This window comes from Saccharibacillus sp. O23 (genome assembly GCF_002205895.1).
Classification (GTDB): domain Bacteria; phylum Bacillota; class Bacilli; order Paenibacillales; family Paenibacillaceae; genus Saccharibacillus.
Window position 1 is genome coordinate 14,777 of the sequence record NZ_NJDE01000015.1, and the last position, 25,981, is coordinate 40,757.

A 25,981-nucleotide genomic window follows, 5' to 3' on the forward strand; every position below is an offset into this window, starting at 1 on the left:
CTTTGTCGTACCCGAACATTCGGGTGTCCCTCATATAACTATATAGTTAGACAAGTACATGAACGGAGAGTGATTTTTTTGGCCGCAGAGCTGACCCAACTGTGCCCCCGATTCGAGAAAGCGATCGAAGTACTCAGCAAGCGTTGGACGACCCTGATCATCTATCGACTGTTGGAAGGACCGCGCCGTTTCGTGGACATCGAGAGTTCGTTGTCCAATCTGAGCGGCAAGGTTTTGTCGGAAAGACTCAAGGAACTTGAAGAAGAAGGCATCGTCCTGCGTACGGTCTACCCGGAGAAGCCGGTACGGATCGAATATTCGCTGACCGATATGGGCCGCGATCTGGCTCCCCTGATGGACGATATTCAGGGCTGGGCGACGCGATGGATCAAGATCGAGCAGGAGCAAGCGTAAGGCGGATTTCCTTCTTATGAATAGATTGAATCTTTATGCCCTATATAAAAAGAGACGTTCGGCGATCTGCCGGGACGTCTCTTTTTTGTTGTTCTATTCGACTTGCCGACTTCTTCCTCGCTTACCTTGTTACTGCCGCTCACCGCTATCCGAACTGTTCACCCCGATCCCGCAGCGTTACAATGACGATACGCGACAGCGAATTCGGCCGAGGAGGAGTACCCGTTGGAACCTACAAAAGTCTATAATACCGCCGTCGAAGCCACGCTGGAAGTGATCGGGGGCAAGTGGAAGCCGGTCATTCTGTTCGTGCTCACTTTCGGCAAAAAGCGCAACGGCGAGCTGATGAAGCTGCTTCCCGCCGCGATTACGCAGAAAGTACTGACCCAACAGCTCAAAGAATTGGAAAGGGACGGTATCGTTCGCCGCATCTCCCATCCGACCGTGCCTCCGAAAGTCGAATACGAACTGACCGAATACGGTTGGAGCCTCAAAGACATTCTGCATGCGCTCTGCCGCTGGGGCGAGACCCATGTCGAACAGACCTACGGCGATCGGGCCGCTATCGCTTCTCCCGGTTCTCTTCTGGCCGCGCCCGAAACGCCGATCACGCCGGAATGACGCCCCGTCTGCGGAAATCGTCGAAAATATCGAAGAACATCCGCTCGGTGTCGACGAATTCATGGAAGCCGAGACGGCGAGCTTTGGTCCCGTCGGCAAAAAAGTCGTAGTCCCAGCCGAATACGAAATCGCCGAAAGCCCAAGAAGATACGTCGCGGTAAGCATGCGGTTCGAGTCCGTGCTTCGCGACCATCCGGTTCCATAAAGGTTCTTTGTCGCGCATGACCTCGCTCAGCGGCAGCCGTAAGGGCGGCGCGGTATCGAGTCCGAAATAATCGGCGATCTTCGGCCATAATTCGTTCCAGCGGAACAGATCGCCGTTGGCGATATTGAATGCCTGATTCGCGCAGCGCTCGCTCGTCGCCGCCCATACCGTCGCCCGCGCCAACAGGCCGGCGTCGGTCATCTCGAGCAGGCTGTCGTACGCTCCCGATTTGCCGGGAAAGCGCAGCGGAAGCCCGAGCTCTTTGGAGATCGACGCATAGACCGCGATCACCATCGCCAGATTCATCGGATTGCCCAACGCGAAGCCGCAGACGACGGAAGGCCGCAGCGCGGACCACGTCCAGCCGCCCGTCTTCGCGCGCCGTTCCAGAAACAGCTGTTGGTCGACGTTGAATTCCGGCGGCATATGATAAGCGTCGCTTTCTTTCGCCGGCGTCTTGAACGGGCCCAGATGCGCTCCGTATACTTTGTAGCCCTGCATAAGGCTGACATGCCGCAGACGGGGCGCGATCGGCTCGATCGCGTCCACGGTATTGACCAGCATAGCCAGATTTGGCTCTACCAACTCGGCCCAGCTCGGACGATCCTGATACGCGGCGTAAAAAATATGGGTGACCTCGTTCAGGCCGCCCAGCGCATCGCCCGCAGCGGCCGGATCCAGCAGATCCGCCGAAACGTAACGCACCTTCTCCGAAGACTCCCCTCCCCGCCGCGATACTCCGATCACGTTCCAGTCCGGCAGCGTCGCCAGATGATCGACCAGATTGCGTCCGATCACGCCGTTCGCGCCGACGACCAGCGCCGTTCGGCTTGCGCCGCCTTTTTCGGGCGTGCCTCCGTTCATGATTCCGTTCATGCGCATGCTTCCTTTCCCCATTGAAGAGTCAGCCGTTCCCGGCTCGTCTTCATTGTGCGGATTCCGAAGCGGCATGAACAGTACGCACTTCAAGGTCATATAAGCACTTTAAAGTCATAAATGGACGACGACCGCCTTCACTTCGCGGCTTCCGGATGAAATCCCCGATTATCCGCGTATCCTTCGATACTCCACACGCCGATCTTTTCGCTTTTCGCTTCGGCTTGGAGTTCTCGGAACTCTTTGACGTATTTGTCGTTCGGCTTATACACCACGACGCGCGCCAAGCCCTGCTCCAGCAGTTTCTCGTTTACCGACTCGCCGTCGAGATAGACGTAAGCCAGCATCCGGTCGTATTGATCGCGCTGCTCTTCGTCGAATTCCAGCTCCACGTCGCGTCCGGTCAGCAGCTTTTTCGTATAATCGCTCGCCTCGGTTCCGAAAGGCTGCACCGGAGTGCCTTCTTTCTTCGTCTCCGGGGTGTCGATCAGCAGCATGCGCACCCGCTCGCGGCTGCCGTCCGCCAACTGCGCGATAAACGTATCTCCGTCGACGGTCCGCTCTACCTTAGCGCCGACTCGTCCGTTCTGCGCAGGTTCAGGCGAGGAAGAAGTCGAATCGGTTCTGCCGGCGTCTTCCGTCCCTTGTTCGGTCTGCCGCGTACTCTCCGTCTGCGACGTCTCGCCCTGCTGAAGCCAATTCCCCAGCAGATCGCGTCCTTTGTCGGTGAATAGCAGCAGCGCCAATACGACGATCGTGACGACGATCGAGATCAAGCTTCTTTTCGGCCGCTTGGGTCCGCCGTTTTGTGGGGTGTCGCCTGTCGATTTCATATGCATGCCTCCGGTTCGTATGACTGACTTTAGATCCTCGCTTTATTGTTCCGGCTTTGCCATTGCGCGTCAAGTCGGCTACAATTCAGATATCCGTTTTTCAGGAAAATACAGAAAGTATGGCAAGCAAGGAGAGAGTGCTCATGGGCAAAAAAATCGTAGCCATCGACATGGACGACACAATCTGTCATCTGGTACCGAAAGCCATTCATTATCATAATGCGACCTTCCCCGACCTTCAACTGTCGATCGACCAGATCCACAGCTTCGATCTCAGCCGCATCTGGCATCCGGAGTGCAACGAGGAGATTTTCTTCGGGCGTCCGAAATTGTACGAGGAGCTTGAGATCTTCGATGAACACACCGTCGAGGAAGTCCGCCGCATCAGCGAGGAACACGACGTCATTATCGTAACGGCGGCGCGGCCTTCGGCGGTTCCGGAGAAATGGAACTGGCTTCAGCAGCATATGCCGTTTATTCCGTTCGAAAATTTCTTCGTCGCCAAAAGAAAAAGTCTGCTGGAATTCGATGTGCTGATCGACGACGGACCGCATAATCTGCTCGCTGCGCGCGAAGCGGGCAAGCGAACGATCGGCATTCCGCGGCCGTGGAATCGTCCTCTGCAAGAAGAATTCCTGATGAAAGAATCGTGGGACGGCATGGGCGAACTGGTGAACCGCGTACTGTCGGGACCCGGATTTCCGGCAAAAGGGTAAACGGAATCCGCAAGGTTCGCGTTTAGCCGTTAGGAAGCTCTCGCTACCGCGACGGATGCGGACGGCAAACTTACGCGATCTCGACCGAACCGAACAGATCGATTACGCGGCGGCACAACGTCCGCAAACCAAAAATGCCCGAGCGAAGTCTTACTTCTTCGTTCGGGCGTTTTGCGTATCTATTCAAGAGTTGCGGGCAAAGCGTTATTCGTTCGTTTCGAGGGCAGGCAGAAGCTTCGGCTTCACAACTGTTTGGCGAATTCGTTCAGCTTGAGCGCCATCTCGCGGATCTCTTCGATCATAGCGGACAGTTCGCCGGTAGACGAAGCCTGATCGCGACCGGTATCGGCGATCCGTTCGATCGAAGCGCCGATCTCAGCCGTCAATTGCTTGAATGTGCCGAGCGTATCGCTGATGCTGTTGGTTGACGTCACCGTCTGACCGGACAGCTTGCGGATCTCGGCGGCAACGATGCCGAATCCTGCTCCTTTCTCGCCCGCATGAGCGGCTTCGATCGCCGCATTGATGCCGAGCATATGCGTCTGGTCCGCGACTTCCTTGATCATACGGACGACGCCGTCCGCGCCATGCGCGTTCTGTTCGGCACGGCGCGACAGCTCCAGCAGTTCGCCGGACAGATGAGTAAGACCGCCCGATCCTGCGGAGATCTGCATAATGCGCTCGCTCGCGCCGGACAACGATTCCGCCATCCGGTCGGCAATCTCGACCAATTCGCTATGGCGGCGCGCTTGCATCGCCAAGCCGCCGATGATGCGTCCGTGTTTATCTTTGATCGGAGTCGCCGTTCCCGTAAACGCGACTCCGTAATATTCGGCGGGGACTTCGGCGCGCAGCGCCTGATCTTTCCGAATCGAGATCATCAGGGGTTCGTCTTCTTGCAGACGCTGCCCCGGCTTGATGCCGAGATTGATCTGCTTGCTCGGCCAATAAGCGATAAATTGTTCAAGGTCGCAGATCGCGACGGAGACTTCCACCGGGAGTCCGGTCCGAAGCAGGGGAATCATCGACATCAGTTGATCCAGAGAATCGATTCCGTTCGTCATGATATTCGCTCCTTCCAAAAAAAGAATGGTCGTCCGGTCCGTATCGCGTTCAACCCGCCGTTTCCGTCAATTTTACATTCCGTTCTTCCCGGTAAATCGGCATCGGCACGGTGAAGAAAAATTCCGAACCTTCGCCCTGCCGAGACGATAAACCGATCTCGCCGCCCATCAATCGGACGAGGTTTTTGCAGATCGCGAGGCCGAGGCCCGTGCCGTTCTGCATCCGGGACGCGGCCGACGACGCTTGGTAGAAAGGCTGGAACAGCTTCTCCCGCTCTTCGTCGGAAATGCCGATCCCGCTGTCTTTGACCGCGAAGCGGATCAAAGCCACGCCTCCGGGACGCGGCATGCCTTGACCATACAGGCTGCCGCCGCGCAGCTCCCGCACTTCGGCGCTCAGTTCGATGCCGCCTTCGGACGTAAACTTGAGCGCGTTGCTCAGCAGGTTCATCAGCACTTGGCGGATGCGCTGCTCGTCGCCGATCAGCACGTCCGGAATGCCCGGTCCCGCCGAACTGGCGAACGACAAGCCTTTTTGCTCCGCTTGTACCGCATAAAGCGCCGCGACGTCGCTCAAGAGCGACGACAGCGACAGCGGCTCGCTGACCGCGTTCAGTTTACCCGCTTCCAACTTCGAGAAATCGAGCACATCGTTGATCACGTACAGCAGCGCCGAGCCGCTTCGGTGAATGAGCCGGACGTACTCCCGCTGTTCTTCGTCGAGCGGCGTGTCGAGCAGAATATCGCTGATGCCGAGCACGCCGTTCAGCGGCGTACGCAGCTCGTGACTCATGACCGCGAGGAAATCGCTTTTGACGCGCAGCGCTTCTTCGGCCTCGGCCTTGGCTTGGCGCAGTTCGCGTTCGGCGCGCTTGCGGTCCGTCACGTCTCGGGAGATGGTATACACGTCGCGTATGCCGTTTCCGTCGTCCAGCGGTACCATCGTCAGACTGAGCCAGATTTCGCTGCGGCGCTTGCCGCGGACCCGCAGCTCGGTCGTTTCGGATTCGCCGGACAGCGCTGCGTCATAGCAGGCTTTCAGCCGCTCGCGGTCTTCTTCGAACAGCAGCTCGTCGAACGCGGTGCCCCGAAGCTCTTCGAACGCGTAGCCGGTAATCCGTTCTAGCGCCGGGTTGGCTCTAGCCAGTTTTCCGTTTTCGTACAGGCAGACGGCGTCGGGGTTATGCTCGAAAATGGAGTCGTAGCGGCGTTTGTTCGAATCCGCCAAGCGCAGCGCGACGGCGCGGTCGACGGCTTGGCTGATCAGCACCACGACCAAGATCAACAGCGCCGCGGCGCCGACCAGCACGGCCAGCATCGACTCGTCGGCGTAGCTGGCGGCAGCCGGCTGTGCAGGATGCGTCATCTGACTCTCCATGCCGTGAAAACGGACCGCCGCCATCCCCGTATAATGCATGCCGGCCACCGCTCCTCCGAGCAGCAGCGCGACGGCTAAGCGAAGCGGCAGCCGGAGCCGCGCGCAGCTATGCTTGCGGTGCACGGCCGACAGCTTGAGCGCGGCGAACGAAGCGCCGAACGCGATCAGCACGGACAAAGCGACGTAGTTGCGGTCATGCTCCATGCGCAGCGGCATGCTCATCGCGGCCATTCCGCTGTAATGCATCGCCAATATGGCGGCCGCCATCAGCGCGGAGCCCGCGATCAGGCTGCCCGTCTTCGAGACGTCGCCGGCGATCATGCGAAAAGCCGCCCATACCGCGAGTACGGGCAGCACCACGGAAAGCAGCAGCCAACCGGACGTATAGCTCACCTGAACGGGAAGCCGATAAGCCAGCATTCCGATAAAATGCATCGACCAGATCCCGAGTCCCATCGTGACGGAGCCGAGCAGCATCCAGAAACGCCGCGCCGTGCCGCTCAGCGCCAGCACGCGCTCGTATACGTACAGCGCGCTGCAAGAAGCGAAGACGGAAATGAAAAGCGAAAGAAGAACGAATTGAAGTTGATACGTGCCGTGAAGTTCAGTCATGCCATCCGTTCCTTTCTTTCCGATCTATGAAAAAGCGTCGATCGACGATTCCTTTCGTACAACGACCGGCGCGGCAGCCTTTTCGGCCGCATCGCATCCGGTCTTTTTATTTTATCATGTGACATTTTTGTGAAAATAGCCGTTTTCTCCTCTTTTGCGTCGACGCGTGCAGGATTTTTTCGTGCCACCTCCTAGAGCGTGTACGCAAAAAAGACGCCCCGTTTCCGGGGCGTCCCGATCATGTCCTTATTATGCCGAAAGCCGCGTCTTGAACGCCTGCAAGATCCGAAGCTTCTAGGTCTTATCCCGGCACGTCCGCTTTCTTCATTCGTAGGCTCCCCGGCTCGGAAGGCCGGAAGACGTTCGGCCGCGGGCCTTGCCGGCCAGATCCGGCGAAGCACTCAAGATGTCGTCTTTGATGCCGGAAGCGGCGGCCGGCGAACCGGGCTTCAGCCGATAATCGTCTTTTTTCGCGTTCGCGAAAGCAGGATCGGCGAACAGCGAGTGTTTGTCGTTGCCGGTGTTTTTGACATAGGAAGCCAAGCCGGTATAGGTTTTATTTTTCCACGTCCATACCGCTTGGTCGGCATCCGGCGCGAAATACAGATTATGATCGACGATGTTGCGCGCATTTTCGCGGTATTCGTTGTAGATCAGCGCGTTCGAAGCGGAAGCGACGAAAATATTGTTGCGGACGATGTTGTCGCGCGTATCGAACTGGATATAGAGCTGTCCCGTTCCCCATTCCAGCGTATCGTTGCCGGCCACCGTGTTGCCGGTAATCACGCTGCCGATCGTCGCTCCGCGCTGTTTGTCGTAGCCGCCCATCCCGATGCCGGTCAGAGCATTGCGAGCGATCAGATTGCTGCGAACGATCATGTTCGACGTCGAACGTCCGGCATGCTCGGACGAGATCTCGATCCCGATATCGTTGCGCAGCACGCGGTTGCGTTCGATCGCGATATCCCGGCCGCCGTCGACATAGATGCCTGCCGCGGCATAGTTGCCGTTCGGAATCTTGCGTCCGTAAGACGGGTTCCGAACGGACGTGCTTCCGGTCACGGTATTGCCTCGGATCACGCCGCTGCGGGCCTGATCGTATGCCGGATTCGGCGACGTGCCTTCGAAGCCGATCGCGTCGATGCCGATGTTGTCGTTATCGTGCACGTAGTTGTTCTCGACAACGAATTTCTCGACGTTGCCGTTCAGCACGACCGCTTCGCTGGAACCCAGCGTCAGGCCGTAGATCTCGTTGCCCGAGATCGTCAGATCGCGGATCGAAGCCGGCGCTTCCGTTCCGTATACCGCGATCCCGTGCGCGTCGCGCCCCGAGAGTTCTTCGCCGCGCGGCGCCGCCGTATTGGCGATGCCGTGGATCTTGTTGTTCTCCAGACGGACGCCTTGACCCGCGCCGCGGACATAGAGACCGACCGGCAGATTGCCGGCCCGGTCCGTCTTGAGGCTGCGCAGTTCGAGGCCGCGGACGGTGACGCGGCTGACGTTGTTCAGGTCGATCAAGGCCGCGAAGCCGTCGATCGGCAGTCCCGTGCCGTCGAGCACCGCCGTCTCCGACGGATAGCTCGCGACGGTCAGGCGCGCCGCTTCGCCGGGCGCGCCCGGGCTTCCGGCCAGCCGGAGCTGCTGGCGGTAGACGCCGCCGCGCAGATACACGGTGCCGCCGGTCTTCATGGCGGCATCGGCCCGCGCCTCGGCGGGCGAAGCGATGCCCGCCGAAGCCGCCGGATTCGCGGCGGCAAGCGCGGACGCGCCGAACGCGCCGGACGCGAAGTTCGCCGCGCGAAGCGGGGCGAACGTGTGGGCCAGCGGCGCGGCCCAAGCCGGCTCCGCCGCCGAGTCGGCGGCAGGCGGCAAAGTCAAGGAAGCGGCCGGATGAGTCGATAACGACAAGCAGGCCGCGAGAAGAAACGTTTTTCCGATCTCGAACAAAGTGGCTGTCCCCTCTCTCGTTTCGTCTTGCAAAATGCGTTCAAATGCCTTCGACCGATCCGCGAAGCTGTCGATCGAGCCTTTTTCGGATCTCTGTATGCAGATTGTCGAACCGAACCTGCTGCGTCTATTCCAACATCGGATAAAGCGTTTCGTCAAGGCATACGCTTGCGAGCGGCTGGCTGTATGTATAGGCGAAGCCTATTCTTCAAAGACGCCCCGTTCTTGCGAAATAGTACGCTGATCGAAAATAAAGCGAGGTTAACCTCTTCGAAAACCTTGGATCGAACTCGGTTAACTCGTCATATAGAAGGATTTTGCCGTCCGCTTAGAAGATGCGTCGCCTTCGCAGCCTTCGGAATTGACACTTTTGCGAAAAACGCCTACCATGAAGCCTGTTAGTAAGCAGTAACATCGAAGAGGCTGGTGACCCATTTATGAAAACCAAGCAAGAAACGCGTCCGAGCACATCCGAGCGCATTCTATCGGCCACGCTGCGACTGATGTCCGAGAAAGGCTACAAATCCGTGACCGTGAAGCAAATCGCAGCGGAAGCCGGTTTTAGCGAAATGACGATCTTCCGGACGTTCGGTTCGAAAAAAGCGATTCTGGATCGCCTGATCGAAAACTATCTGTACACGCCGCCCAACGAAAAAATGATCCGCGACCGTCTGACTTACGACTTGGAAACGGATCTGCTGATGCTGAGCGAATTCTATCACGATACCGTGGGCGCGACCGAACAGATCTATCTGCTCTCCGTGATGGAACGTTCCGTCATGCCCGACCTGCACGTGAATATTCATCATAACGCGACCAAGTTCACCGACATCGTCGCCGATTACCTGAAAACGATGCAGGAACGGGGCCTAGTGGTCGCGGGCGATCCTTTGGTTCAAGCCGCTACGCTGATGTATTTCAATTACGGCAAATTCGCGACGTACACCTTGATTCCGCGAGCCGATCGGCTGAACAACCTGCGGGACGCCGTCGCGGTGATCGCTCGGGGATTGGCCGCGTAACGTTCGGAAGCCCTCGTGCAGGATCAAAGATCGATGAAAAATCACGCAAAAATACGCCTAGGCTGCGACTCCGCAGACGAGGCGTATTTTTGCATTCGGTCCGTAACCGTAACGGAACACAGATCCGTTAGAACGCCGTTTCGGACGTTCTCCGACCGCTAACGGAACCTCGATTCGTTAGCGGCGCGAAAACGGCCGAAAAACGCATGAAATCGTTGTTTTTTCCGGCTAAGCGTCATCTCGTTCCGTTAGAAATCCGGCGCGGCCCGAAATCGCTGCTAAGCGCCGCCTCGTTCCGTTAGAACGAGAATACGCTGCGAATCCGCACCCGCAAGCCGGTTTTGCGCGTTCGTCCGCCGGCGATTCGCAGGCTCATGCGGCTTGGCTTGCTGCCTGTCGGACTATGGCGCGTTCTCGATGCTCAACCTTTGCGCCACAAGCGCCAAGCCACCCGCAGACGCGCCAATTCGCGCTCCCGCTCGATATGCAGACGTTCCGCTTCCGCTAACGTGATCTCGACGAAACGAATCGTCTGCCCCGGGCGAAGCTGGCCCAAGATCCGCAGATCGACAGCCGCGATCTGCGCGATTCTCGGGTAACCGCCGGTCGTCTGCCGATCGGCAGCCAACGCGATGGGATCGCCTCCAGGCGGTACCTGAACCGTACCGAAAGCAGCGGCTTCCGAGATCATCTCCAGCGGCCGGCTCAGCCGAAGAGCAGGGCCCGTAAGTCGGCAGCCCATACGGTCGGACTGCGGATCTACGCGGAAAACGGCGTTCGACAGCGCGGCTCGGCTGGTCTCGTCGAATAAATGAAAATGCGTGCCGCGAGTGAAACGGATCGTCGTCGGAGCCGGAGACGGCGGAGCGACCGGCGACGTCAACGAAACCGGCGGCGCGAACGAAGACGGCGGCAGGCCCGGCTTCGCGGTTGGCACGGCGGATCGCCGACGCCGGAAACCGTCTGTCGAAGAAGCGAAGCCGGAAACGGCCGGATCCGTATCTTGCTGCGGGAAGCGGCCCGATTCGGCCGCCGAGTCCCGACCGCCGCCGGAATAAGCGGCAGCGCCGGGCGAAGCGAAGCCGCCCGCCGGAACGTCGGCCCAGTCCGGGCGGCCGACAAGGTAGCCGTGCGCGGCGTGCACGGCCGCCGCGGCGAAGTCCGCGCCGGGCGCGATCGCGCGCAGCGGTCCGAACGCGCCCGAAGCGACTGCCGATGTCCGCGCGTGCAGGACATCGCCCGCGCGCAGCGCGCGGCCTTCGAGCCCGCCCAGGCCGGCTCGAAGATCGGTGCTTCGGCTGCCCATCGCCTCGGGCGCGCCGAAGCCTCCCGCTGCCGCGAGATACGCGCGGCAGCCGGTTACGGCCGTGCGGAATTCCAGCACGGCTCCGGCCCGTATCCGCACGGGCCGCCACATCGGCAGCGCTTCGCCGCCGATCGACGGCGCGAGATCCGCGCCGGTCAGCGCGATCAGCGTCTCGCGCTCGAAGCGCAGCGTCGGCCCGGCCAGCGTGATCTCCAGCGCGGCCTCGCTTTCGCCGTTGCCGACCATCAAGTTGGCGGCTCTTAGCGCATAAGCGTCCATCGCGCCGCCCGGCGTGACGCCGTACTGCTGGAAGCCGGGACGGCCGAGATCTTGAAGCGTGGTCAGCAGTCCCGGCTTAAGCACCGTAATGACCGGCGCGGCCTCGTCTGCGTCGCGCGGCTCGGCGATTTGCGTATCGAACCGAGTTTCGGTCGTTCCCGGCTGCGTTGAAGCCGTCATGCCGCCGAGAACAGCGGCCTTTTCGCCTTGCTGCTCGGCTTTCTCCTCTGCCGAAACGTCCGTATCCCCCCCGCCCCGTTCGGCATTCTCGCCGCTTCGCTCCGCCCGCGGCGTAGATTCTTCCGCTGCCGCCTTTTTCCCCTCCGCCGAGCTTTCGCGTTCGGCCTTCTCCGCGAGCGACAGCCGCTCGTATTCGGCGGCGGTCACCGGGCGGAACCGGACCGTATCGCCCGCGTTCAGCAGACTGGGCGGCGTCCGGTCCGGCCGGAACAAAGCGACCGGCGTGCGCCCGATCAAGCGCCAGCCGCCGGGCGTCGACACCGGATAGACGCCCGTTTGTCCGCCCGCGATGCCGACGGCTCCGGCGGGGACGGAGAGGCGCGGCGCATCCAGCCGCGGAACGGCGATCCGCTCGTCGATTCCGCCCAGATACGGGAACCCCGGCGCGAAGCCGATCATATACACCGGATATTCGCGTTCCGCATGAATGCGTACGACCTCTTCCGGCGTCAATCCCGCCTGATCGGCGACGAATGCCAGATCCGGCCCGTAGTCCCCGCCGTAAAGGACGGGAATCTCGATCAGCCGCGGTTCGGATTCCGGGCCTTCGCTGTCCTCCCCGAGAAGACGTTCGATCCATTCCACGGCCGATGCCTGAATCGGACCGACGCCTGCATGATGTTCCCGCATCGACCGATTCGAAGCTTCCGGCCCGCCATCTGCACGACTCCAAGCCTCCGCTGTTCGCAGCGGATCGTAGAAGACCGCGACCGAAGCGAAAGCCGGCACCGCTTCGATCATGCCGGGCAGCGGATCGCGCTCCAGCCGCGCCATAACTTTCCGGACTTTCCGTTGAACGGACGGCGAGATGCTCGCCCCGAAGACGATGCGCAGCGCCGTATCGCCGAACGGCTCGACGGTCGGCCTTCCTATCGCTTGGTCTGCCTCCGACGAAGCCCCCGCTTGCACGCTGCGCGATTTCATTTCGGACGACTTCGACCGAGCCTGAACTTCTTCTTCCATGCGCTTCCCCTCCTGTCGTCCGATTCGTCCTGCCGCGTTTCCTACACCGCGCGAACTTCGATTCCCGCCGCTTCGCACGCCGCCCGAATCTTGCTTGCGAACAGCAGAGCGTGTTCCCCGTCGCCGTGCAGGCAGAAGGTATCGGCGCGCAGCGGCACGTCCTGTCCGTCCGGGGTCCGCACGCGCTCTTCGAGCGCCATGCGCACGACCCGCGACGCGGCGACCTCCGCGTCCGCGATCAGCGCGCCGGGAAGCCCGCGCGGCATCAGCGTGCCGTCCGCGAGATAACCGCGGTCCGCGAACGCCTCGTGCGCGGCGCGCAGCCCGAGCCGTCCGGCGGCGCGGGTGAGTTCGCTGTTCGCCAGACCGAACAGCGTCAAGGCCGGGTTCGCCCGGTATACGGCTTCCGCGATCGCTTCCGCCAGATCGCGCCGGACGGCGGCCATATTGTAGAGCGCGCCGTGCGGCTTGACATGCCGCACGCTCCCGCCTTCGGCGCGCGCGATCGCTTCCAGCGCGCCGATCTGGTACAACGTCATGGCGAAGACGTCTTCCGCCGAGACGTCCATGTTCCGCCGACCGAAGCCGACGAGGTCCGGCAGACCCGGATGGGCGCCGATCGCGACCCCCGCTTCCAGCGCCAGCCGCACCGTCCGTCGCATGACGGACGGATCGCCCGCGTGAAACCCGCAGGCGATATTCGCCGAGGTCACGTACGGCAGAATCTCGGCGTCCCGGCCGAGCGAATACGCGCCGAAGCTTTCGCCGAGATCGCAGTTCAGATCGAGCGCCGCCCGGCTTTGGTCGCCCGCCCGTTCGGCATGTTCGGACTCTTCAGTCCGTTTATCCTTCGCCTCTATCGCTTCCGCCGCCCGCTCAGGTTCGGCAGAGCGTATACGACCGTTCGTTGGTTCGTTCATTCCGGCAGCTCCTTGTCTACGACTTTTCTTCGATCCACGATATCGCGTTCATGTTCGATCCCCCAATTTCTCATCAAGTCGAGGATCGGAATCAGCGTACGCCCGAAGCCGGTCAACGAATATTCGACTTTGGGCGGCATCTGATGATAGATCTCCCGGTGAACCAAGCCGTCGCGTTCCAATTCCCTAAGCTGCAAAGTGAGCATACGTTGCGTCGTACCCGGCATAAGTTTTCGCAGCTCGTTGAACCTGACGGCGCCTTCGATCAGATGATACAACACGATGCCTTTCCATTTGCCTCCGATCACGTCCACGGTAACCGCCACGGGACAAGTATAAGGGCTTTCGTCGTCTTTTTCAGGGTTCTCCAAGCGATCGACTCCTTTCTGATTAGGAACAAAATAGATACTACCGTACAAAATTGTGCGTACTTCTCGGCATCGTCTTTACGTAGTACGATGACGGCGTCGACAAAAGTCTATAGAAAGCGCAGGCGATCTTCATGAATACAACAACCAAAAAACAGGACATTCTAGTATCCTTTCAACTCTTAATCACAGGTTTACGTTTCACTGAAACGCACACGCTTCTAGTGCGATTCAGTGGAGCGTATCCCTACCTTTAGTGTTGACAAGGGACTTGCCGCGTTCCATACCCGGCATGCGGTCAAAACGTTCGATCCTTCCCGGAAAATTTCCGAGGACGATTTTAATTTTATCATGGAAACCGCCCGGCTTTCTCCAAGCTCGCTCGGTTACGAGCCGTGGAAGTTCCTGATCGTACAAAACGCCGAACTGCGGGAACAAATTCGGACCGTCAGTTTCGGCGCTCAAGGACAACTGCCGACCGCCAGCCATTTCGTGATCCTGCTCGCGAGAAACGACGCCGGTACTTACAGCGATTACGTGCAGCAGCATATGACCGGTATCAAAAAGGTTCCGGCCGAGACGTGGACGCAGATGAGTCAAGCGTATCACGGTTTTCAGCACGACGGCCTGAAACTGTTCGAAAACGATCGCGCGCTGTTCGATTGGGCCGGGAAACAGACGTATATCGCGCTCGGCAACATGCTGACGGCAGCCGCGCAGATCGGCATCGATTCCTGTCCGATCGAAGGCTTCGATTACGAACGGGTGAACGAGATTCTGGATCGGGAAGGCCTGCTGGAGAACGGGGCTTACGGCGTGTCGGTCATGGCCGCTTTCGGCTATCGGGCGCAGGAACCGAGCCGGGCCAAAAGCCGACGGGATTACGATTCGGTCATCCAGTGGGTCGAATAAATACAAGACGGCCGTGCGCCAGTTCGCCAACTTGCAGGAAATGTTGACGGTTCGTCAACAAATAACGCCTGTATGGACGATTTGAAAAGAAATGTTGACTTTTAGTCAGCAATTTAGCGAATATTCGGCGGAATGAAGAGAAAAACGTTAAAAATGCTGACTTTTCGTCAACTCTTCCTCCTTCGAAGTCCGAAAAACGCCCTAGGGCGTTCAACGTATAGAGAAAGTCCAAACGTAGCTAGAAGCGAGACGGCGGAGAGAGAAATTCAGTGGAGGAGCTAAAGCATTTCGAAGAAATGCACTTCGGAAGCGTATGCTGTGGGTCGCCTTTGAAATCGGGAAGATTCTGCTAAAATCGAATCATTCTTCCTGATTTCAACACGCGACCTCAAGGCTTTCGGAGAAAGCCACTTCGGAAGCATACGCTAACGAATTTCTCTCGGAGTCGGCTTGCTTCACGCGCTTACGTAACTTTCTCGACAGCCTGAACGCCCTAGGGCGTTTTTTTCTGTATAACCCAATATTTATGTCATATTACATGACTTATTCAAATATAAAACTCTCTAAATTTATTTATTTTCATCATTCACTTAACATAATACCAAAAAAATAATCCTCATTCGCCATATTCCTATCGCACTATGTTATGAAATATGCTAAAATCGTTCAACACAACTTCATCCCACTTTTTCTTTTGCAAGAATTCAACCCGGTCCTGAACCCTGTCGGAACCCTCTAGGCGCAACGTACACGACAAAGGAGGCGGTCGCATGACATTCTTGGAAAAGCTTTTTACGTACCGGGATAAAGAGAACGACCTGTTCTGGGAGGGCTCTTTGCTCGATTATCTCCAGTTGGTCAGAGAAGATCCGAAGATCGCCGGGACCGCGCACGAACGCGTATACCGGATGATCGAACATGCGGGCATCCGCGAACTCGGGGACGGCCGAAGGGAATATGCTTTTTTCTCGGATACGCTATTCGGTCTGGAAGACTCGATCCAACTGCTCGTCGAAGAATATTTCCGTCCCGCGGCTCAGCGCCTCGACGTCCGCAAACGGCTGCTCCTGCTTATGGGACCGGTCAGCGGCGGCAAATCCACGCTGGTCACGCTGATGAAGAACGGTCTCGAAGCGTTCACCCGCACGCCGGAAGGCGCGGTCTACGCGATCAAAGGCTGCCCGATGCAGGAAGAACCGCTGCACCTGATTCCGCGCGAACTTCGGGACGAATTCCGCCGCGAATACGGCGTGCAGATCGAAGGCGATCTCTGCCCCGTCTGCCGCATGAAGCTGATGAACGAATACGGCGGCCGCATCGAAGAGATGCCGGTCGAGCGCATCCTGTTCGCGGAGAGCGGACGCCGGGGCATCGGCACGTTCGCTCCGTCCGATCCGAAGTCGCAGGATATCGCCGATCTGACGGGCAGCATCGACTTTTCCACGATCACCACTTACGGTTCGGAATCCGATCCGCGCGCGTACCGTTTCGACGGCGAACTGAACAAAGCCAACCGCGGCCTCATGGAATTCCAAGAAATTCTGAAATGCGACGAGAAGTTCCTATGGAACCTGCTCTCGCTGACGCAGGAAGGCAATTTCAAAGCGGGGCGCTTCGCGCTGATCTCCGCCGACGAACTCATCATCGCGCATACGAACGAGACGGAATATCGCGCCTTTATCTCCAATAAGAAGAACGAAGCCCTCCACTCCCGCATGATCGTCATGCGTATCCCTTACAATCTCAAAGTCGGCCAAGAAGAGCGCATCTACCGCAAACTGGTGGACGCGTCCGGCCTGAACGATCAGGTGCATCTCGCTCCCGGCGCGCTCGGCACGGCTTCGGTGTTCACGGTGCTCTCCCGGCTCAAAGAACCGAAGAAACCGGGCATCGATCTGGTCAAGAAAATGTACCTCTACGACGGACAGGAACTCGACGGCGTCAAAAGCGCCGACGTCGACGAACTGCGGCGCGAATACTCCGACGAAGGCATGTCCGGCGTCGATCCGCGCTACGTCATCAACCGGGTATCGAGCGCGCTGATCAAAGGCGGCAAAAGCTGCATCAACGCGCTCGACGTACTGCGTTCGCTCAAAGAAGGACTCGATCAGCATCCGTCGATCTCGAAAGAAGAACGCGATCGCCTGCTGAATCTGATCACGTTGGCGCGCAAAGAGTACGACCACAAAGCCAAAACGGAAGTGCAGCGCGCTTTCGTGTATTCGTTCGAAGAATCCGCGCATACCATGCTGAACAATTACCTCGACAACGTCGAAGCGTATTGCAGCGGGCACAAGATGCACGATCCGATCACGTCCGAAGAACGCGATCCCGACGAGAAACTGATGCGTTCGATCGAAGAACAGATCGGCGTCACGGAGAATCAGAAGCGCGCGTTCCGCGAAGAAATTCTGATCAAGATCTCGTCGCTCGCCCGCCGCGGCCGACCGTTCGAATACACGTCGCACGAACCGCTGAAAGACGCGATCGAGAAGAAGCTGTTCGCCGATCTCAAAGACGTCATCCAGATCACGACCTCGTCGCTGAATCCGGACGAAACGCAGGTCAAGCGCATGAACGAAGTGTCGCGCCGCTTGATCGAACATCACGGCTACTGCGCGATCTGCGCCAACGAACTGATGAAATACGTCGGCAGCCTGTTGAACCGTTAAGGGAGGTGGACGGCATGGATAACCGTTTGTTCGTCGTCGCCCGCGACGACTGGTCGCTTCACCGCAAAGGCGAGATCGATCAGGAACGCCATAAACGCAAAGTCAAAGAAGCGATCCGGCAGAACCTCGCCGATCTGGTGAGCGAAGAATCGATCATCATGTCGGAAGGCGACCGCGTCGTCAAAGTGCCGGTGCGCAGTCTCGACGAACCGCGGCTGCGTTACGATACGGGCGATCAGCCGCAGGTCGGACAAGGCCAAGGCGGCACGCAGGTCGGCGACGTGATCGGGCAAGGCGATCCGGGTCAAGGACAGCAGGCCGCCGGTCCCGGCAAAGGACAAGGACCGGCCGGGGAAGATGCGGGCGTGGATTATTACGAAGCCGAACTGACGATCGACGAGTTGGCCGAGCTGGTCTTCGAAGACCTCAACCTGCCGCGACTGAAACCCAAATCCGCGGCGGATCTGACGGTCGAAGACACCCGGTTCGACGACGTGCGCAAGCAGGGCATGATGTCGAACGTGGACAAGCGCCGCACGCTGCTCGAAGCGGTGAAGCGTCAAGCGCTGGGCGGCGGATCGGCCGCTTTTTCCGCTTACGGCAGCGGAGCGGACGCGTCCGACTCGGCCTTCTCCGCGCTCTCGCAGAGCGCTCCGCCTGCCGCGATCGGCCCGATTCTCGGCGAAGATCTGCGCTACAAGACGTGGGACGAGATCCGCAAGCCGCAGTCTTCGGCCGTCGTGCTCGCCATGATGGACACGTCCGGCTCGATGGGCACGTTCGAGAAGTACGCGGCGCGCAGTTTCTTTTTCTGGATGGTGCGTTTTCTGCGGACGCGTTACGACAACGTGCGGATTCGTTTTCTCGCGCACAGCACCGAAGCGAAGGAAGTCGGCGAGAACGACTTTTTCTCCAAAGGCGAGAGCGGCGGCACCAAATGTTCTTCCGTGTACCGATTGGCGCTGCATCTGCTCGAAGCCGAACATCCGGCGTCGGCCTGCAACGCGTACGCGTTCCATTTCTCCGACGGCGACAACTTGTCGAGCGACAATGGCGAGACGGTGAAACTGGCGGAAGAACTGCTGAGCCGCGTCAACCTGCTCGGTTACGGCGAGATTCGCAAACATCTGTACAGCGATCAGCAGCTTTGGAACTCGTTCGCCCGATTGGACCCGTCGCCCGCTTTCGTTCGCAGCATTCTCAAAGAAAAAGAAGACGTGTTCAAGACGCTCAAAGCTTTTTTCGGAGAAGACTTGGCCAGTTGAATTCGACGCGCCCTTACCGGCAGCCGGCGAAAGAAAGGAGCTTGCGTTCATGCTGCAACAAGAATCCGAGACGCTCGAAGAGTCCGTGGAACGCCTGACCGATCTGGCGCTTTCGCACGGACTCGATTTTTTCCCGATGCGCTATCAGTTCTGTCCGCCGGAGGTGCTGTATTCGATCGGAGCTTACGGGATGCCGACGCGGTTCGCGCATTGGAGCTTCGGCAAAGCTTATCATCGCATGAAGTCGGAGTACGATTACGGACTCAGCCGGATCTACGAGCTGGTCATCAACTCCGATCCGTGCTACGCGTTTCTGCTCGACAGCAACACGCTGCTTCAGAACAAGCTGATCGTGGCGCATGTGCTGGGCCACAGCGACTTTTTCAAAAACAACGCCATGTTCGCCGGAACGGACCGCCAAATGCTCGACCGCATGGCCGTGTTCGCGGAGCGGATCGAGACGTTCGGGCAGCGCTACGGGATGGACGAGGTCGAAAAGTTCTTGGATGCCGGCATCGCGATTCAAGAACATGTCGATCCGTTCACGCGTTTCGGACGTCCGGGCGGATTCGCGGAAAGCGACGGCACGGTCAAAGACGTGATCGGGTATATCGCCGGCCACAGCCGCTATCTGGAAGAGTGGCAGCGCGAGATTCTGTACATGCTGCGCGCGGAGATGCTGTATTTCTGGCCGCAGATGGAAACGAAGATCCTGAACGAAGGCTGGGCCAGCTATTGGCATCTGAAGCTGGTGCGCGAACTCGATCTGACCGGTTCGGAGACGGTCGAATTCGCCAAGATGAACGCGGGCGTCATCCAACCGTCGCCGGGCCGCATCAATCCGTATTATCTGGGTCTGATGATGCTGCGGCATATCGAGAAAAAGGAAGGGATCGAAGCGCTGTTCGAGATTCGGGAAACGGAGTCCGACGTGTCGTTCATCCGCAATTATCTGACGCAGGACATGGCGCGGGAGATGGACCTGTTCGTGTATCAAAAAGACAAGAAGTCGGGGAATTACGCGGTAACGGCGACCGAACTCGGCGAGATCAAAAACAATCTGATCCGCTCGCGCACCAACGGCGGGTTTCCTTACGTGACCGTGATGGACGACGACCTGCACGGCCGCGGCGAGCTGCTGCTCGACAACCGCTTCGACGGACTGGAACTGGACCGCAAATACGTCGAACGCACGCTGCCGCTCGTGCATCTGCTGTGGGGGCGAAACGTGCATCTGCGGACGACGGTGGGCGGGGAGACGAAGACGTATACGTATGACGGAACGAAATTGACAGGTTGAAACGAATGCCGATCCTGAAAAACCGCTTCAAACCCGGGCCTTCGCTCGGGTTTTATTCGGGTTTTTCGTCGGTTCGAACGACGTCGCTTCGGCTTGCCTGCGAGTTCCGGGCATTGACAAATCGTTATCGCGCCTCTAAAATCGCATTTAATGACAGTAAGTACTGACAGTCATTTTATCGCGACTACTCATCAGAAAAGAGGAATCTTGATGTCCGCAAATTCCGATATTCCCGCGCGTTCCGGCAAAGCGCTGCTTCGCATTCTTGTCTTTACGTTGATCTTGTCGGTCATGAACGGCAGCATGTTTAACGTCGCGCTGCCGACGATCAGCGAAGACTTCCGTTTGTCTCCCGCGCAGGTCAGTTGGATCGTGACCGGCTATCTGATCGTGTATGCGGTAGGAGCGGTCATGTTCGGCAAACTGACCGAAAAATACGCGCCGAAAAATCTGCTGACGTTCGGCCTGCTCGTGCTGTCCGCGGGTTCCGTGCTGGGTCTCGTCTCTTCGACGTACGGAATGATCATCGTCGCGCGGATCTGTCAGGCGGTCGGCGCTTCGGTCATTCCCGCGCTGGCGATGATCATCCCGATTCGCTACTTCGCGCCGGAACAAAGAGGCCGCGCTCTGGGCACGACCTCTGTGGGCATTGCGCTCGGGACCGCGCTCGGTCCGATCATCGCGGGCTTCGTGACCGCGTTCTTGAACTGGAAGATGTTGTTCGTGATCCCTCTTCTGTCGCTGATCACGATTCCTTTCTACCGCAAACATCTGCTCGGCGAGCCTGCCGAGCCGGATCGGCAGATCGATTTTCCGGGCGGTGTGCTGCTGGCGGGAACCGTCGCGTCTTTGCTGTTGGCGCTCACCGACAAACAGCTCGGCTACGCGGGAATCAGCGTCGCCTTGCTGATTTTGTTCGTCTGGCGAATTCGCAGGGCCGCCGAACCGTTCATTTCCCCGTCTCTGTTCCGCAATCGCCTTTATTCCGCCAATCTGACGGCCGCCTTCTTGATCATGGCGATCAGCTTGGGACTTCCTTTTCTGCTGCCGCAGCTGTTGTCGCAGGTTTACGGTTTCTCGCCGGCCGCAATCGGCCTCGTCATGCTGCCTTCGGCGCTCGTCACCGCTTTGCTCGGCCGTACCGGCGGACGTTTGGCCGACGACAAAGGTCATGCGTTTTTGCTGTACGCGGCTTCCGCCCTGCTGATCGCAGGTTTCGTCGGGCTGTCTTCCGCAGCCGGCCATTCTTCGCTTCTGGTCGCTTTTTTCTTGATCTTCGGCGTGCTGGGCCAGTCTTACATGCAGATCGCTTTATCCGCTGCCGTATCGCGAACGCTGGAACCCGGGCAGGTCGGCGTCGGAATGGGGCTGCTATCGATGTCCAACTTTATCGCCGCCGCTTCGGCCACCGCCGTGCTCGGCAGCATGCTCGGCTCCGATCGGCCTGCCGTGAAGCTGAACCCGTTTTCGCTCGGCGGCGAAAGCGCGATGTACAGCAATATCTTGATCGTGCTCGCGATCGCGGCTTTGGCGTTCGCGCTGCTGTACCGAGCGTCGTCCATACGCCGCATGCGCGCTTCGAACCGCCCAACCGATTGATTTGACAGCCGAGACGAGAATCGTATACGATCACCGCAAACGGCCGATCGCAGAAGCCGCGTTATTCCGACATAGAGGTGAACCCATGGAAGAAGGCTCCAAAAAAACGACCGACGAAAAACTGCTGCTGGCCGCGATCGATTTGATCTCGGCCCGAGGATATAAAAGCGTGACGACGCTGGAACTGGCCGCGGCGGCCGGAGTCAGCGAAAAAACGCTGTTCCGCCGTTTCGGCAGCAAACAAAAACTGCTCGAAGCCGCGTTCGACCGTTTCCATTACGCGGCGGAGATGAGCGCGATCTTCGACGATCGGCTGACCGGCGATCTGCACGCCGACCTGCTGCTGATCAGCCGAAGCTACCACGCCATCATGAACCGCAACCGCAAAATGCTGATGATCGGACTGAAAGAAGCCGAGAACCTGCCCGGATTTCTCGAACGGACGATGCAGCATCCCCGGCAGTTTATCGACCGCTTGGCCCGCTATTTCGAACATTTGCGCGATTCGGGCAAACTGATCGATACCGATCCCGAGATGCAGGCTTTCGTGTTCATCTCCATGAATTACGGGCTGTTCCTGAACGATCTCGAAAACGGCCGATTCCCGTCGTTCTCGCTCGACCGAACGATCGAAGAAAGCGTCAAAACGTTCGTGCGCGCGTTGACTCCTTAAGGAAACGGCGCCGATACGAGGAAACGGGAGGAGCGCAAAGTCTCGCGCATCCTCCCGTTTGGTGTTTCGACGAACCGTTCCGCTCGCAGACTTGCTCTTACTTATATTTCCCTTCGTCGATCGCTTCCTGTTTCTCGTCCAGAATCTCCTGATAGCCCGCATCCAAATACTGCTGCTTGGCTTCTTCGTAGATCTTGTCGAACTGATCTTCCGGAGCCAGCGCGACTTTGAGATAGAGTTCTTGGAACAAGACGTTCAGATCGGCTTTGTAATCGTTCACGCTGTCCAGCACGACGGTATACAGCGCGTCCGGCGTCCGGAATTCCGACGTTTCGTCGTAGTATTTGACCAGATCGTCCACCAGCTTCTCTTGGCCCGGAGGCGACCAGTTGCGTTTGTTGGCTTCGAGCGTCTTGGCGGCATCCGGATATTGCACCGTTTCGGTGACGAGCGCCCAGTAGTCTTTGTTGTTGTTTTGCGCCAGCACGGACTCGCCTTTGTAATCCGGGTTGCGGACCGCGATGCCTTGATCGTCCAACTTGTAGTTCTCGCCTTCCACGCCGTTTTGCAGGAAGAACAGGTTCTCCGGTTGGCTCATCCATTCGAGGTACATCCACACGGCGGCGCGTTCCATATCCGTCGATTCGTAGTTGATGCCCATGATGAATCCGAACGGCCAGTACGCGCGGCCTTGCGGCTCACGGCCTTCCGGCACGCCCGCGCCCGGAGGAAGAATCGCGAATTCGGCATTCGGGTTATTTTTCAGCGTCGCGCCGAACACGTCCGTGTTGTTGGTCAGATACGTGCTGTACGTACCGGTCTTGCCTGCCACGAATTCCGCTTTAGTCTTGGAATCGTCGTCGCGCAGATAGAATTCTTTGTCGATCAGGCCGTTGTTATATTGGTAGTTCAGGTTGCGCAGGAACCGTTCCGTGTCCGGCGTCGTGAAATCGGCGACCGACAGGTCCGAGTACAGCGCGCGGTACTTCTCGTCGATCGGCCAATCGCGGAACGCGTAGTTGTAGTTGAACGAGTTCTGGATCAGGCTGCCGCCCGTCACGCCGATCCCGGCGTCTTTCCATTTCTTCAGCATGTCGTTGTATTTTTCGAGCGAAGTGAGGTCTTCCATCTTCATGCCGACTTTCTCGACCCAGTCTTTGCGGATGATCGTCGTGAAGTTGTCGGCGTTCGGACGCGTCGCGAACACGAAGGTCGGCTTATCGTCGATCGTGCCGTACTGCTCGATCGTTTCGCCCGTGTTTTTCCAATACGTCGGCGCGTAGTTCTTCACTTCGTCATAATTCAGTTCTTGGAGCACGTCTTCGCCGTAATAAGCCAGCGCCTGCGGCATGTCGTAGTGGAAAATGATATCCGGCGCTTTGTGCGAAGCGAGAAGTTGTTCGAAGTCGGTCACCTCGCTGCTGCGGGTAATCGGCACGAAGTTAACGCTTACATTATATTTGTCGCCGAATTCTTTCTGGATCCACCGCGTGTAATAGTTGTCGGTGACGTTCCAACCTTCGAAAGCCCGCTCGTAGACCGGAATATCGAGGTTTACTTTTTCGGGAAACCCTTTGGAATAATCCGGGAAGCTGCCCGCTTCGGCCGCTGCCGCCGGTTTATCGCCGGAAGCCGCAGGCGCGCCTTCCGCTTCTTTGCTCGAACCTCCGCCGCCGCTGCATCCCGCCAGCAAAGCGACCGCCGCGATTCCCGCCAACCATTTGACGCTTCTTTTCTGTCTGCTCATCTACAAATCCCCCTTCGTTTTTTCGTAACCGATAACGAATAGCGAGCAACAATATTCCATGTACCCCGACCCTCTATTCCTTCACCGCGCCCAACATCGTGCCTTGAACGAAATACTTCTGCACGAACGGATAGATGCAGATGATCGGAATGGTCGCGAAGACGACGACGGATGCCTTCAACACTTCGGGATTGCTGAGCGTCACTTCGGTCGCTTCCAGTTGGAAGCTCTCGCTGGCCTGTACGACCAGATAATACAGCTTCAGTTGGAGCGGACGAAGATCCACGTTATGTTTGATATAGAACAAGGCGTCTTGGTAAGCGTTCCAGCGTCCGACCGCGTAGAACAGAGACAGTGTCGCAAGAATCGGCTTGGACAGCGGCAGCACGATGCTGGTCAGGATCCGGAAGTGTCCGGCTCCGTCGATGCGCGCCGATTCTTCGAGACTGACGGGAACGCTGTGCGTGAACGTCGTCTTGAGGATCAGCAGATTGTAGGCGCTGAACGCGAGCGGGAGAATCATCGCCCACAGCGTATCGAGCATCCCGAGACTGTTGATCAGCATGTATTCGGGAATGATCCCGCCGCTGAAATACATGGTGAACAAGAAGATGAACGTGAGCGTCGAGCGGCCTTTGAGCTGTCTTCTCGACAGCGGGTACGCGGCGCAGATCGTGACGACCATGCCGAGAATCGTGAACAGCACCGTCACGAGCACGGAGACGTACAGCGACTTCAAGATGCTGGCGTCCGCGAAGATCTTGGCGTAAGCCTCGACGCTGAAGCCTCTCGGCCACAAGAAGACTTTGTTGGCGATGACGTAGGCGTCTTCGCTGAACGATTTGGCGACGACGTGCAGGTAAGGAATAAAACAGATGAGCGACACGATGACCAATACGGCGTGAATCAGAAATCCCCAGACGTCGAAGCGCCGACGGCTTCCGACCGGAGCGTCTTGCGTGGCTTTCATGGCCGGCCTCCTCTCTTATAACAATCCGTCTTCGCCGAGTTTCTTGGCGACCCGGTCGGCCGTCAAGACGAGCACCAGTCCGATCAGCGCTTGGAACAATCCGAGCGCGGTCGCCCGGCTGATGTCGCCGCCTTCGATGCCCCAGCGGTAGACCAGCACCGGAATGGTGGTCGTATATTCCGTCGTGGCGCGGTTCAGCAGCGCGTAGATCCGTTCGAACGAACCGCCCATGACGCCGCCGAGGCTCATGATGAGCAGAGTCACGATCGTCGGACGGATGGAAGGCAGCGTGACGTTCCACATCTTGCGCCAGCGTCCCGCCCCGTCGACGGTCGCGGCTTCGTACAAGTCGGGGTTGATGCTGCTCATCGAAGCCAGATAGATGATCGTGCCCCAGCCCATGCTGGCCCAGATCCCGATCAACAGATAACTGATCAGCCAGTTCATGTCTTCCTGCAAGAACGGAATCCGCGTACCGCCGAGCTGCGCGATCAGATTGTTGATCATGCCGCTGCCTTCGCCGAGCAGTTGATACGCGATCGCGCCGATGATGACCCACGACAAGAAGTGCGGCAGATACAGCAGCGTCTGATTGACGCGCTTGAACAGCACGTTTTTGACTTCGTGCAGCAGCAGCGCCAAGAAGATCGGCACCGTGAAGCTGAGCAGCAGATCCATCACGTTAAGAAGAAGCGTATTGCGGACGGCCCGGCCGAAGTCTTTTTTGGCGAACAACTCTTGGAACACTTCCATGCCGACCCATTCGCTGCCCCAGAACCCTCTCGCGATCTTATAGTCTTTGAACGCGAGCACCAGACCCCCGAGCGGCGAATACTTGAAGACCAGCACGAGGGCCAGCGGAAGGAGCAGCAGCGTGTAGAGCTGCCAGTCGCGGCGCAGATAATAGAAGAGTCCGTATCTGCGATTCGCTCCGATTGAAGCGGTTTCATTTTTCCCTTTGACGACGCTTGCTCCCTTCATGCTTTCACCTCCCCTTTCGTTTTTCCTATCCGTCGCCGGAAGTTGAGCCTATCATAGCTTCGGTTTTCGGTTTCGGTAAACGACGAGTGTTGATGCTG

General features: G+C 58.4%; 21 protein-coding genes and 1 pseudogene. 10 read left to right on the forward strand and 12 right to left on the reverse strand.

Annotated elements, in window-relative coordinates; all coding sequences use genetic code 11:
* Positions 1-78: 78 nt before the first annotated feature.
* The gene (locus tag CDO73_RS18000) at positions 79-414 is read left to right on the forward strand and encodes a winged helix-turn-helix transcriptional regulator (RefSeq protein WP_088489924.1); all 336 of its coding nucleotides are present in this window, start codon (positions 79-81) and stop codon (positions 412-414) included.
* A gap of 225 nt (positions 415-639) precedes the next feature.
* Complete coding sequence (locus CDO73_RS18005) at positions 640-1,035, forward strand: winged helix-turn-helix transcriptional regulator (protein WP_088489925.1); 396 nt, start codon at positions 640-642, stop codon at positions 1,033-1,035.
* Here the strand turns inward: CDO73_RS18005 and CDO73_RS18010 are convergent.
* Together CDO73_RS18010 and CDO73_RS18015 are read right to left on the reverse strand one after the other, a co-directional pair.
* Positions 1,022-2,116, reverse strand: a complete 1,095-nt coding sequence (locus tag CDO73_RS18010; RefSeq protein WP_256972752.1) for an SDR family oxidoreductase — start codon at positions 2,114-2,116, stop codon at positions 1,022-1,024. The two genes, CDO73_RS18005 and CDO73_RS18010, sit on opposite strands and share 14 nt — an antisense overlap.
* Positions 2,117-2,253: 137 nt before the next feature.
* Entirely contained in the window at positions 2,254-2,949 is a 696-nt protein-coding gene (locus tag CDO73_RS18015) for a thermonuclease family protein (RefSeq protein ID WP_088489926.1), read from the reverse strand.
* Positions 2,950-3,092: 143 nt separating this feature from the next.
* On the opposite strand from CDO73_RS18015, the gene CDO73_RS18020 reads away from it, so the two are divergent.
* Positions 3,093-3,665 carry a 5' nucleotidase, NT5C type gene (locus CDO73_RS18020; protein ID WP_088489927.1) on the forward strand — a complete coding sequence of 191 codons (573 nt, stop codon included), beginning with the start codon at positions 3,093-3,095 and terminating at the stop codon, positions 3,663-3,665.
* Positions 3,666-3,907: 242 nt separating this feature from the next.
* Here CDO73_RS18020 and CDO73_RS18025 read toward each other — a convergent pair whose 3' ends face one another.
* The 3 genes from CDO73_RS18025 to CDO73_RS18035 all read right to left on the reverse strand — a co-directional run bounded on the left by CDO73_RS18025 (position 3,908) and on the right by CDO73_RS18035 (position 8,666).
* Positions 3,908-4,729 carry a methyl-accepting chemotaxis protein gene (locus tag CDO73_RS18025; protein WP_088489928.1) on the reverse strand — a complete coding sequence of 274 codons (822 nt, stop codon included), beginning with the start codon at positions 4,727-4,729 and terminating at the stop codon, positions 3,908-3,910.
* 49 nt (positions 4,730-4,778) lie between these two features.
* A complete protein-coding gene (locus CDO73_RS18030; RefSeq protein ID WP_088489929.1) occupies positions 4,779-6,719 on the reverse strand; it encodes an MHYT domain-containing protein in 1,941 nt (646 codons plus the stop codon).
* Positions 6,720-7,043: 324 nt separating this feature from the next.
* A complete protein-coding gene (locus CDO73_RS18035; RefSeq protein ID WP_088489930.1) occupies positions 7,044-8,666 on the reverse strand; it encodes a right-handed parallel beta-helix repeat-containing protein in 1,623 nt (540 codons plus the stop codon).
* A 437-nt stretch (positions 8,667-9,103) separates the two neighbouring features.
* Between CDO73_RS18035 and CDO73_RS18040 the strand changes: the two genes are divergently transcribed.
* Complete coding sequence (locus CDO73_RS18040) at positions 9,104-9,688, forward strand: TetR/AcrR family transcriptional regulator (RefSeq protein WP_088489931.1); 585 nt, start codon at positions 9,104-9,106, stop codon at positions 9,686-9,688.
* A gap of 421 nt (positions 9,689-10,109) precedes the next feature.
* Here CDO73_RS18040 and CDO73_RS27475 read toward each other — a convergent pair whose 3' ends face one another.
* From CDO73_RS27475 to CDO73_RS18055, 4 genes and pseudogenes are all read right to left on the reverse strand, one after another.
* Positions 10,110-11,453 (reverse strand): 5-oxoprolinase subunit C family protein, encoded by a 1,344-nt coding sequence (locus CDO73_RS27475; protein WP_373446988.1) that lies wholly within the window; start codon positions 11,451-11,453, stop codon positions 10,110-10,112.
* Positions 11,454-11,612: 159 nt separating this feature from the next.
* Positions 11,613-12,386, reverse strand: a pseudogene (gene pxpB, locus CDO73_RS27480) (5-oxoprolinase subunit PxpB); the annotation flags it as partial.
* Between the two features lie 131 nt (positions 12,387-12,517).
* A complete protein-coding gene (locus tag CDO73_RS18050) occupies positions 12,518-13,396 on the reverse strand; it encodes a LamB/YcsF family protein (RefSeq protein WP_088489933.1) in 879 nt (292 codons plus the stop codon).
* Entirely contained in the window at positions 13,393-13,767 is a 375-nt protein-coding gene (locus CDO73_RS18055; protein ID WP_088489934.1) for a winged helix-turn-helix transcriptional regulator, read from the reverse strand. Before CDO73_RS18055 ends, CDO73_RS18050 begins: the two co-directional genes overlap by 4 nt.
* 240 nt (positions 13,768-14,007) lie before the next feature.
* Between CDO73_RS18055 and CDO73_RS18060 the strand changes: the two genes are divergently transcribed.
* The 6 genes from CDO73_RS18060 to CDO73_RS18085 all read left to right on the forward strand — a co-directional run bounded on the left by CDO73_RS18060 (position 14,008) and on the right by CDO73_RS18085 (position 22,185).
* Positions 14,008-14,676, forward strand: a complete 669-nt coding sequence (locus CDO73_RS18060; RefSeq protein ID WP_088490041.1) for an NAD(P)H-dependent oxidoreductase — start codon at positions 14,008-14,010, stop codon at positions 14,674-14,676.
* 770 nt (positions 14,677-15,446) lie between these two features.
* Positions 15,447-17,348, forward strand: coding sequence for a PrkA family serine protein kinase (locus tag CDO73_RS18065; RefSeq protein WP_088489935.1), 1,902 nt, complete (start codon positions 15,447-15,449; stop codon positions 17,346-17,348).
* Between the two features lie 14 nt (positions 17,349-17,362).
* Positions 17,363-18,613 (forward strand): sporulation protein YhbH, encoded by a 1,251-nt coding sequence (gene yhbH, locus CDO73_RS18070; RefSeq protein WP_088489936.1) that lies wholly within the window; start codon positions 17,363-17,365, stop codon positions 18,611-18,613.
* Positions 18,614-18,662: 49 nt separating this feature from the next.
* Positions 18,663-19,913 carry a SpoVR family protein gene (locus tag CDO73_RS18075; RefSeq protein ID WP_088489937.1) on the forward strand — a complete coding sequence of 417 codons (1,251 nt, stop codon included), beginning with the start codon at positions 18,663-18,665 and terminating at the stop codon, positions 19,911-19,913.
* Between the two features lie 210 nt (positions 19,914-20,123).
* Positions 20,124-21,512 (forward strand): MFS transporter, encoded by a 1,389-nt coding sequence (locus CDO73_RS18080; protein WP_088489938.1) that lies wholly within the window; start codon positions 20,124-20,126, stop codon positions 21,510-21,512.
* 85 nt (positions 21,513-21,597) lie between these two features.
* Positions 21,598-22,185, forward strand: coding sequence for a TetR/AcrR family transcriptional regulator (locus CDO73_RS18085; protein WP_088489939.1), 588 nt, complete (start codon positions 21,598-21,600; stop codon positions 22,183-22,185).
* 97 nt (positions 22,186-22,282) lie between these two features.
* Here the strand turns inward: CDO73_RS18085 and CDO73_RS18090 are convergent, their stop codons facing one another.
* The 3 genes from CDO73_RS18090 to CDO73_RS18100 all read right to left on the reverse strand — a co-directional run bounded on the left by CDO73_RS18090 (position 22,283) and on the right by CDO73_RS18100 (position 25,883).
* A complete protein-coding gene (locus tag CDO73_RS18090) occupies positions 22,283-23,932 on the reverse strand; it encodes a type 2 periplasmic-binding domain-containing protein (protein ID WP_088489940.1) in 1,650 nt (549 codons plus the stop codon).
* Between the two features lie 73 nt (positions 23,933-24,005).
* A complete protein-coding gene (locus CDO73_RS18095) occupies positions 24,006-24,902 on the reverse strand; it encodes a carbohydrate ABC transporter permease (RefSeq protein WP_088489941.1) in 897 nt (298 codons plus the stop codon).
* A gap of 15 nt (positions 24,903-24,917) precedes the next feature.
* A complete protein-coding gene (locus CDO73_RS18100; protein WP_088489942.1) occupies positions 24,918-25,883 on the reverse strand; it encodes an ABC transporter permease in 966 nt (321 codons plus the stop codon).
* Positions 25,884-25,981: the final 98 nt, after the last annotated feature.

What these genes read in the sequence shown, in the direction of transcription:
- CDO73_RS18030 (WP_088489929.1), bottom strand. Translation starts at nt 6,719, where the DNA reads ATGACTGAACTTCACGGCACGTATCAACTTCAATTCGTTCTTCTTTCG.
- CDO73_RS18040 (WP_088489931.1), top strand. Translation starts at nt 9,104, where the DNA reads ATGAAAACCAAGCAAGAAACGCGTCCGAGCACATCCGAGCGCATTCTA.
- CDO73_RS27475 (WP_373446988.1), bottom strand. Translation starts at nt 11,453, where the DNA reads ATGACGGCTTCAACGCAGCCGGGAACGACCGAAACTCGGTTCGATACG.
- CDO73_RS18050 (WP_088489933.1), bottom strand. Translation starts at nt 13,396, where the DNA reads ATGAACGAACCAACGAACGGTCGTATACGCTCTGCCGAACCTGAGCGG.
- CDO73_RS18020 (WP_088489927.1), top strand. Translation starts at nt 3,093, where the DNA reads ATGGGCAAAAAAATCGTAGCCATCGACATGGACGACACAATCTGTCAT.
- CDO73_RS18080 (WP_088489938.1), top strand. Translation starts at nt 20,124, where the DNA reads ATGTCCGCAAATTCCGATATTCCCGCGCGTTCCGGCAAAGCGCTGCTT.
- CDO73_RS18095 (WP_088489941.1), bottom strand. Translation starts at nt 24,902, where the DNA reads ATGAAAGCCACGCAAGACGCTCCGGTCGGAAGCCGTCGGCGCTTCGAC.
- CDO73_RS18090 (WP_088489940.1), bottom strand. Translation starts at nt 23,932, where the DNA reads ATGAGCAGACAGAAAAGAAGCGTCAAATGGTTGGCGGGAATCGCGGCG.
- CDO73_RS18065 (WP_088489935.1), top strand. Translation starts at nt 15,447, where the DNA reads ATGACATTCTTGGAAAAGCTTTTTACGTACCGGGATAAAGAGAACGAC.
- CDO73_RS18025 (WP_088489928.1), bottom strand. Translation starts at nt 4,729, where the DNA reads ATGACGAACGGAATCGATTCTCTGGATCAACTGATGTCGATGATTCCC.
- CDO73_RS18075 (WP_088489937.1), top strand. Translation starts at nt 18,663, where the DNA reads ATGCTGCAACAAGAATCCGAGACGCTCGAAGAGTCCGTGGAACGCCTG.
- CDO73_RS18010 (WP_256972752.1), bottom strand. Translation starts at nt 2,116, where the DNA reads ATGAACGGAATCATGAACGGAGGCACGCCCGAAAAAGGCGGCGCAAGC.
- CDO73_RS18015 (WP_088489926.1), bottom strand. Translation starts at nt 2,949, where the DNA reads ATGAAATCGACAGGCGACACCCCACAAAACGGCGGACCCAAGCGGCCG.
- CDO73_RS18100 (WP_088489942.1), bottom strand. Translation starts at nt 25,883, where the DNA reads ATGAAGGGAGCAAGCGTCGTCAAAGGGAAAAATGAAACCGCTTCAATC.
- CDO73_RS18085 (WP_088489939.1), top strand. Translation starts at nt 21,598, where the DNA reads ATGGAAGAAGGCTCCAAAAAAACGACCGACGAAAAACTGCTGCTGGCC.
- yhbH (WP_088489936.1), top strand. Translation starts at nt 17,363, where the DNA reads ATGGATAACCGTTTGTTCGTCGTCGCCCGCGACGACTGGTCGCTTCAC.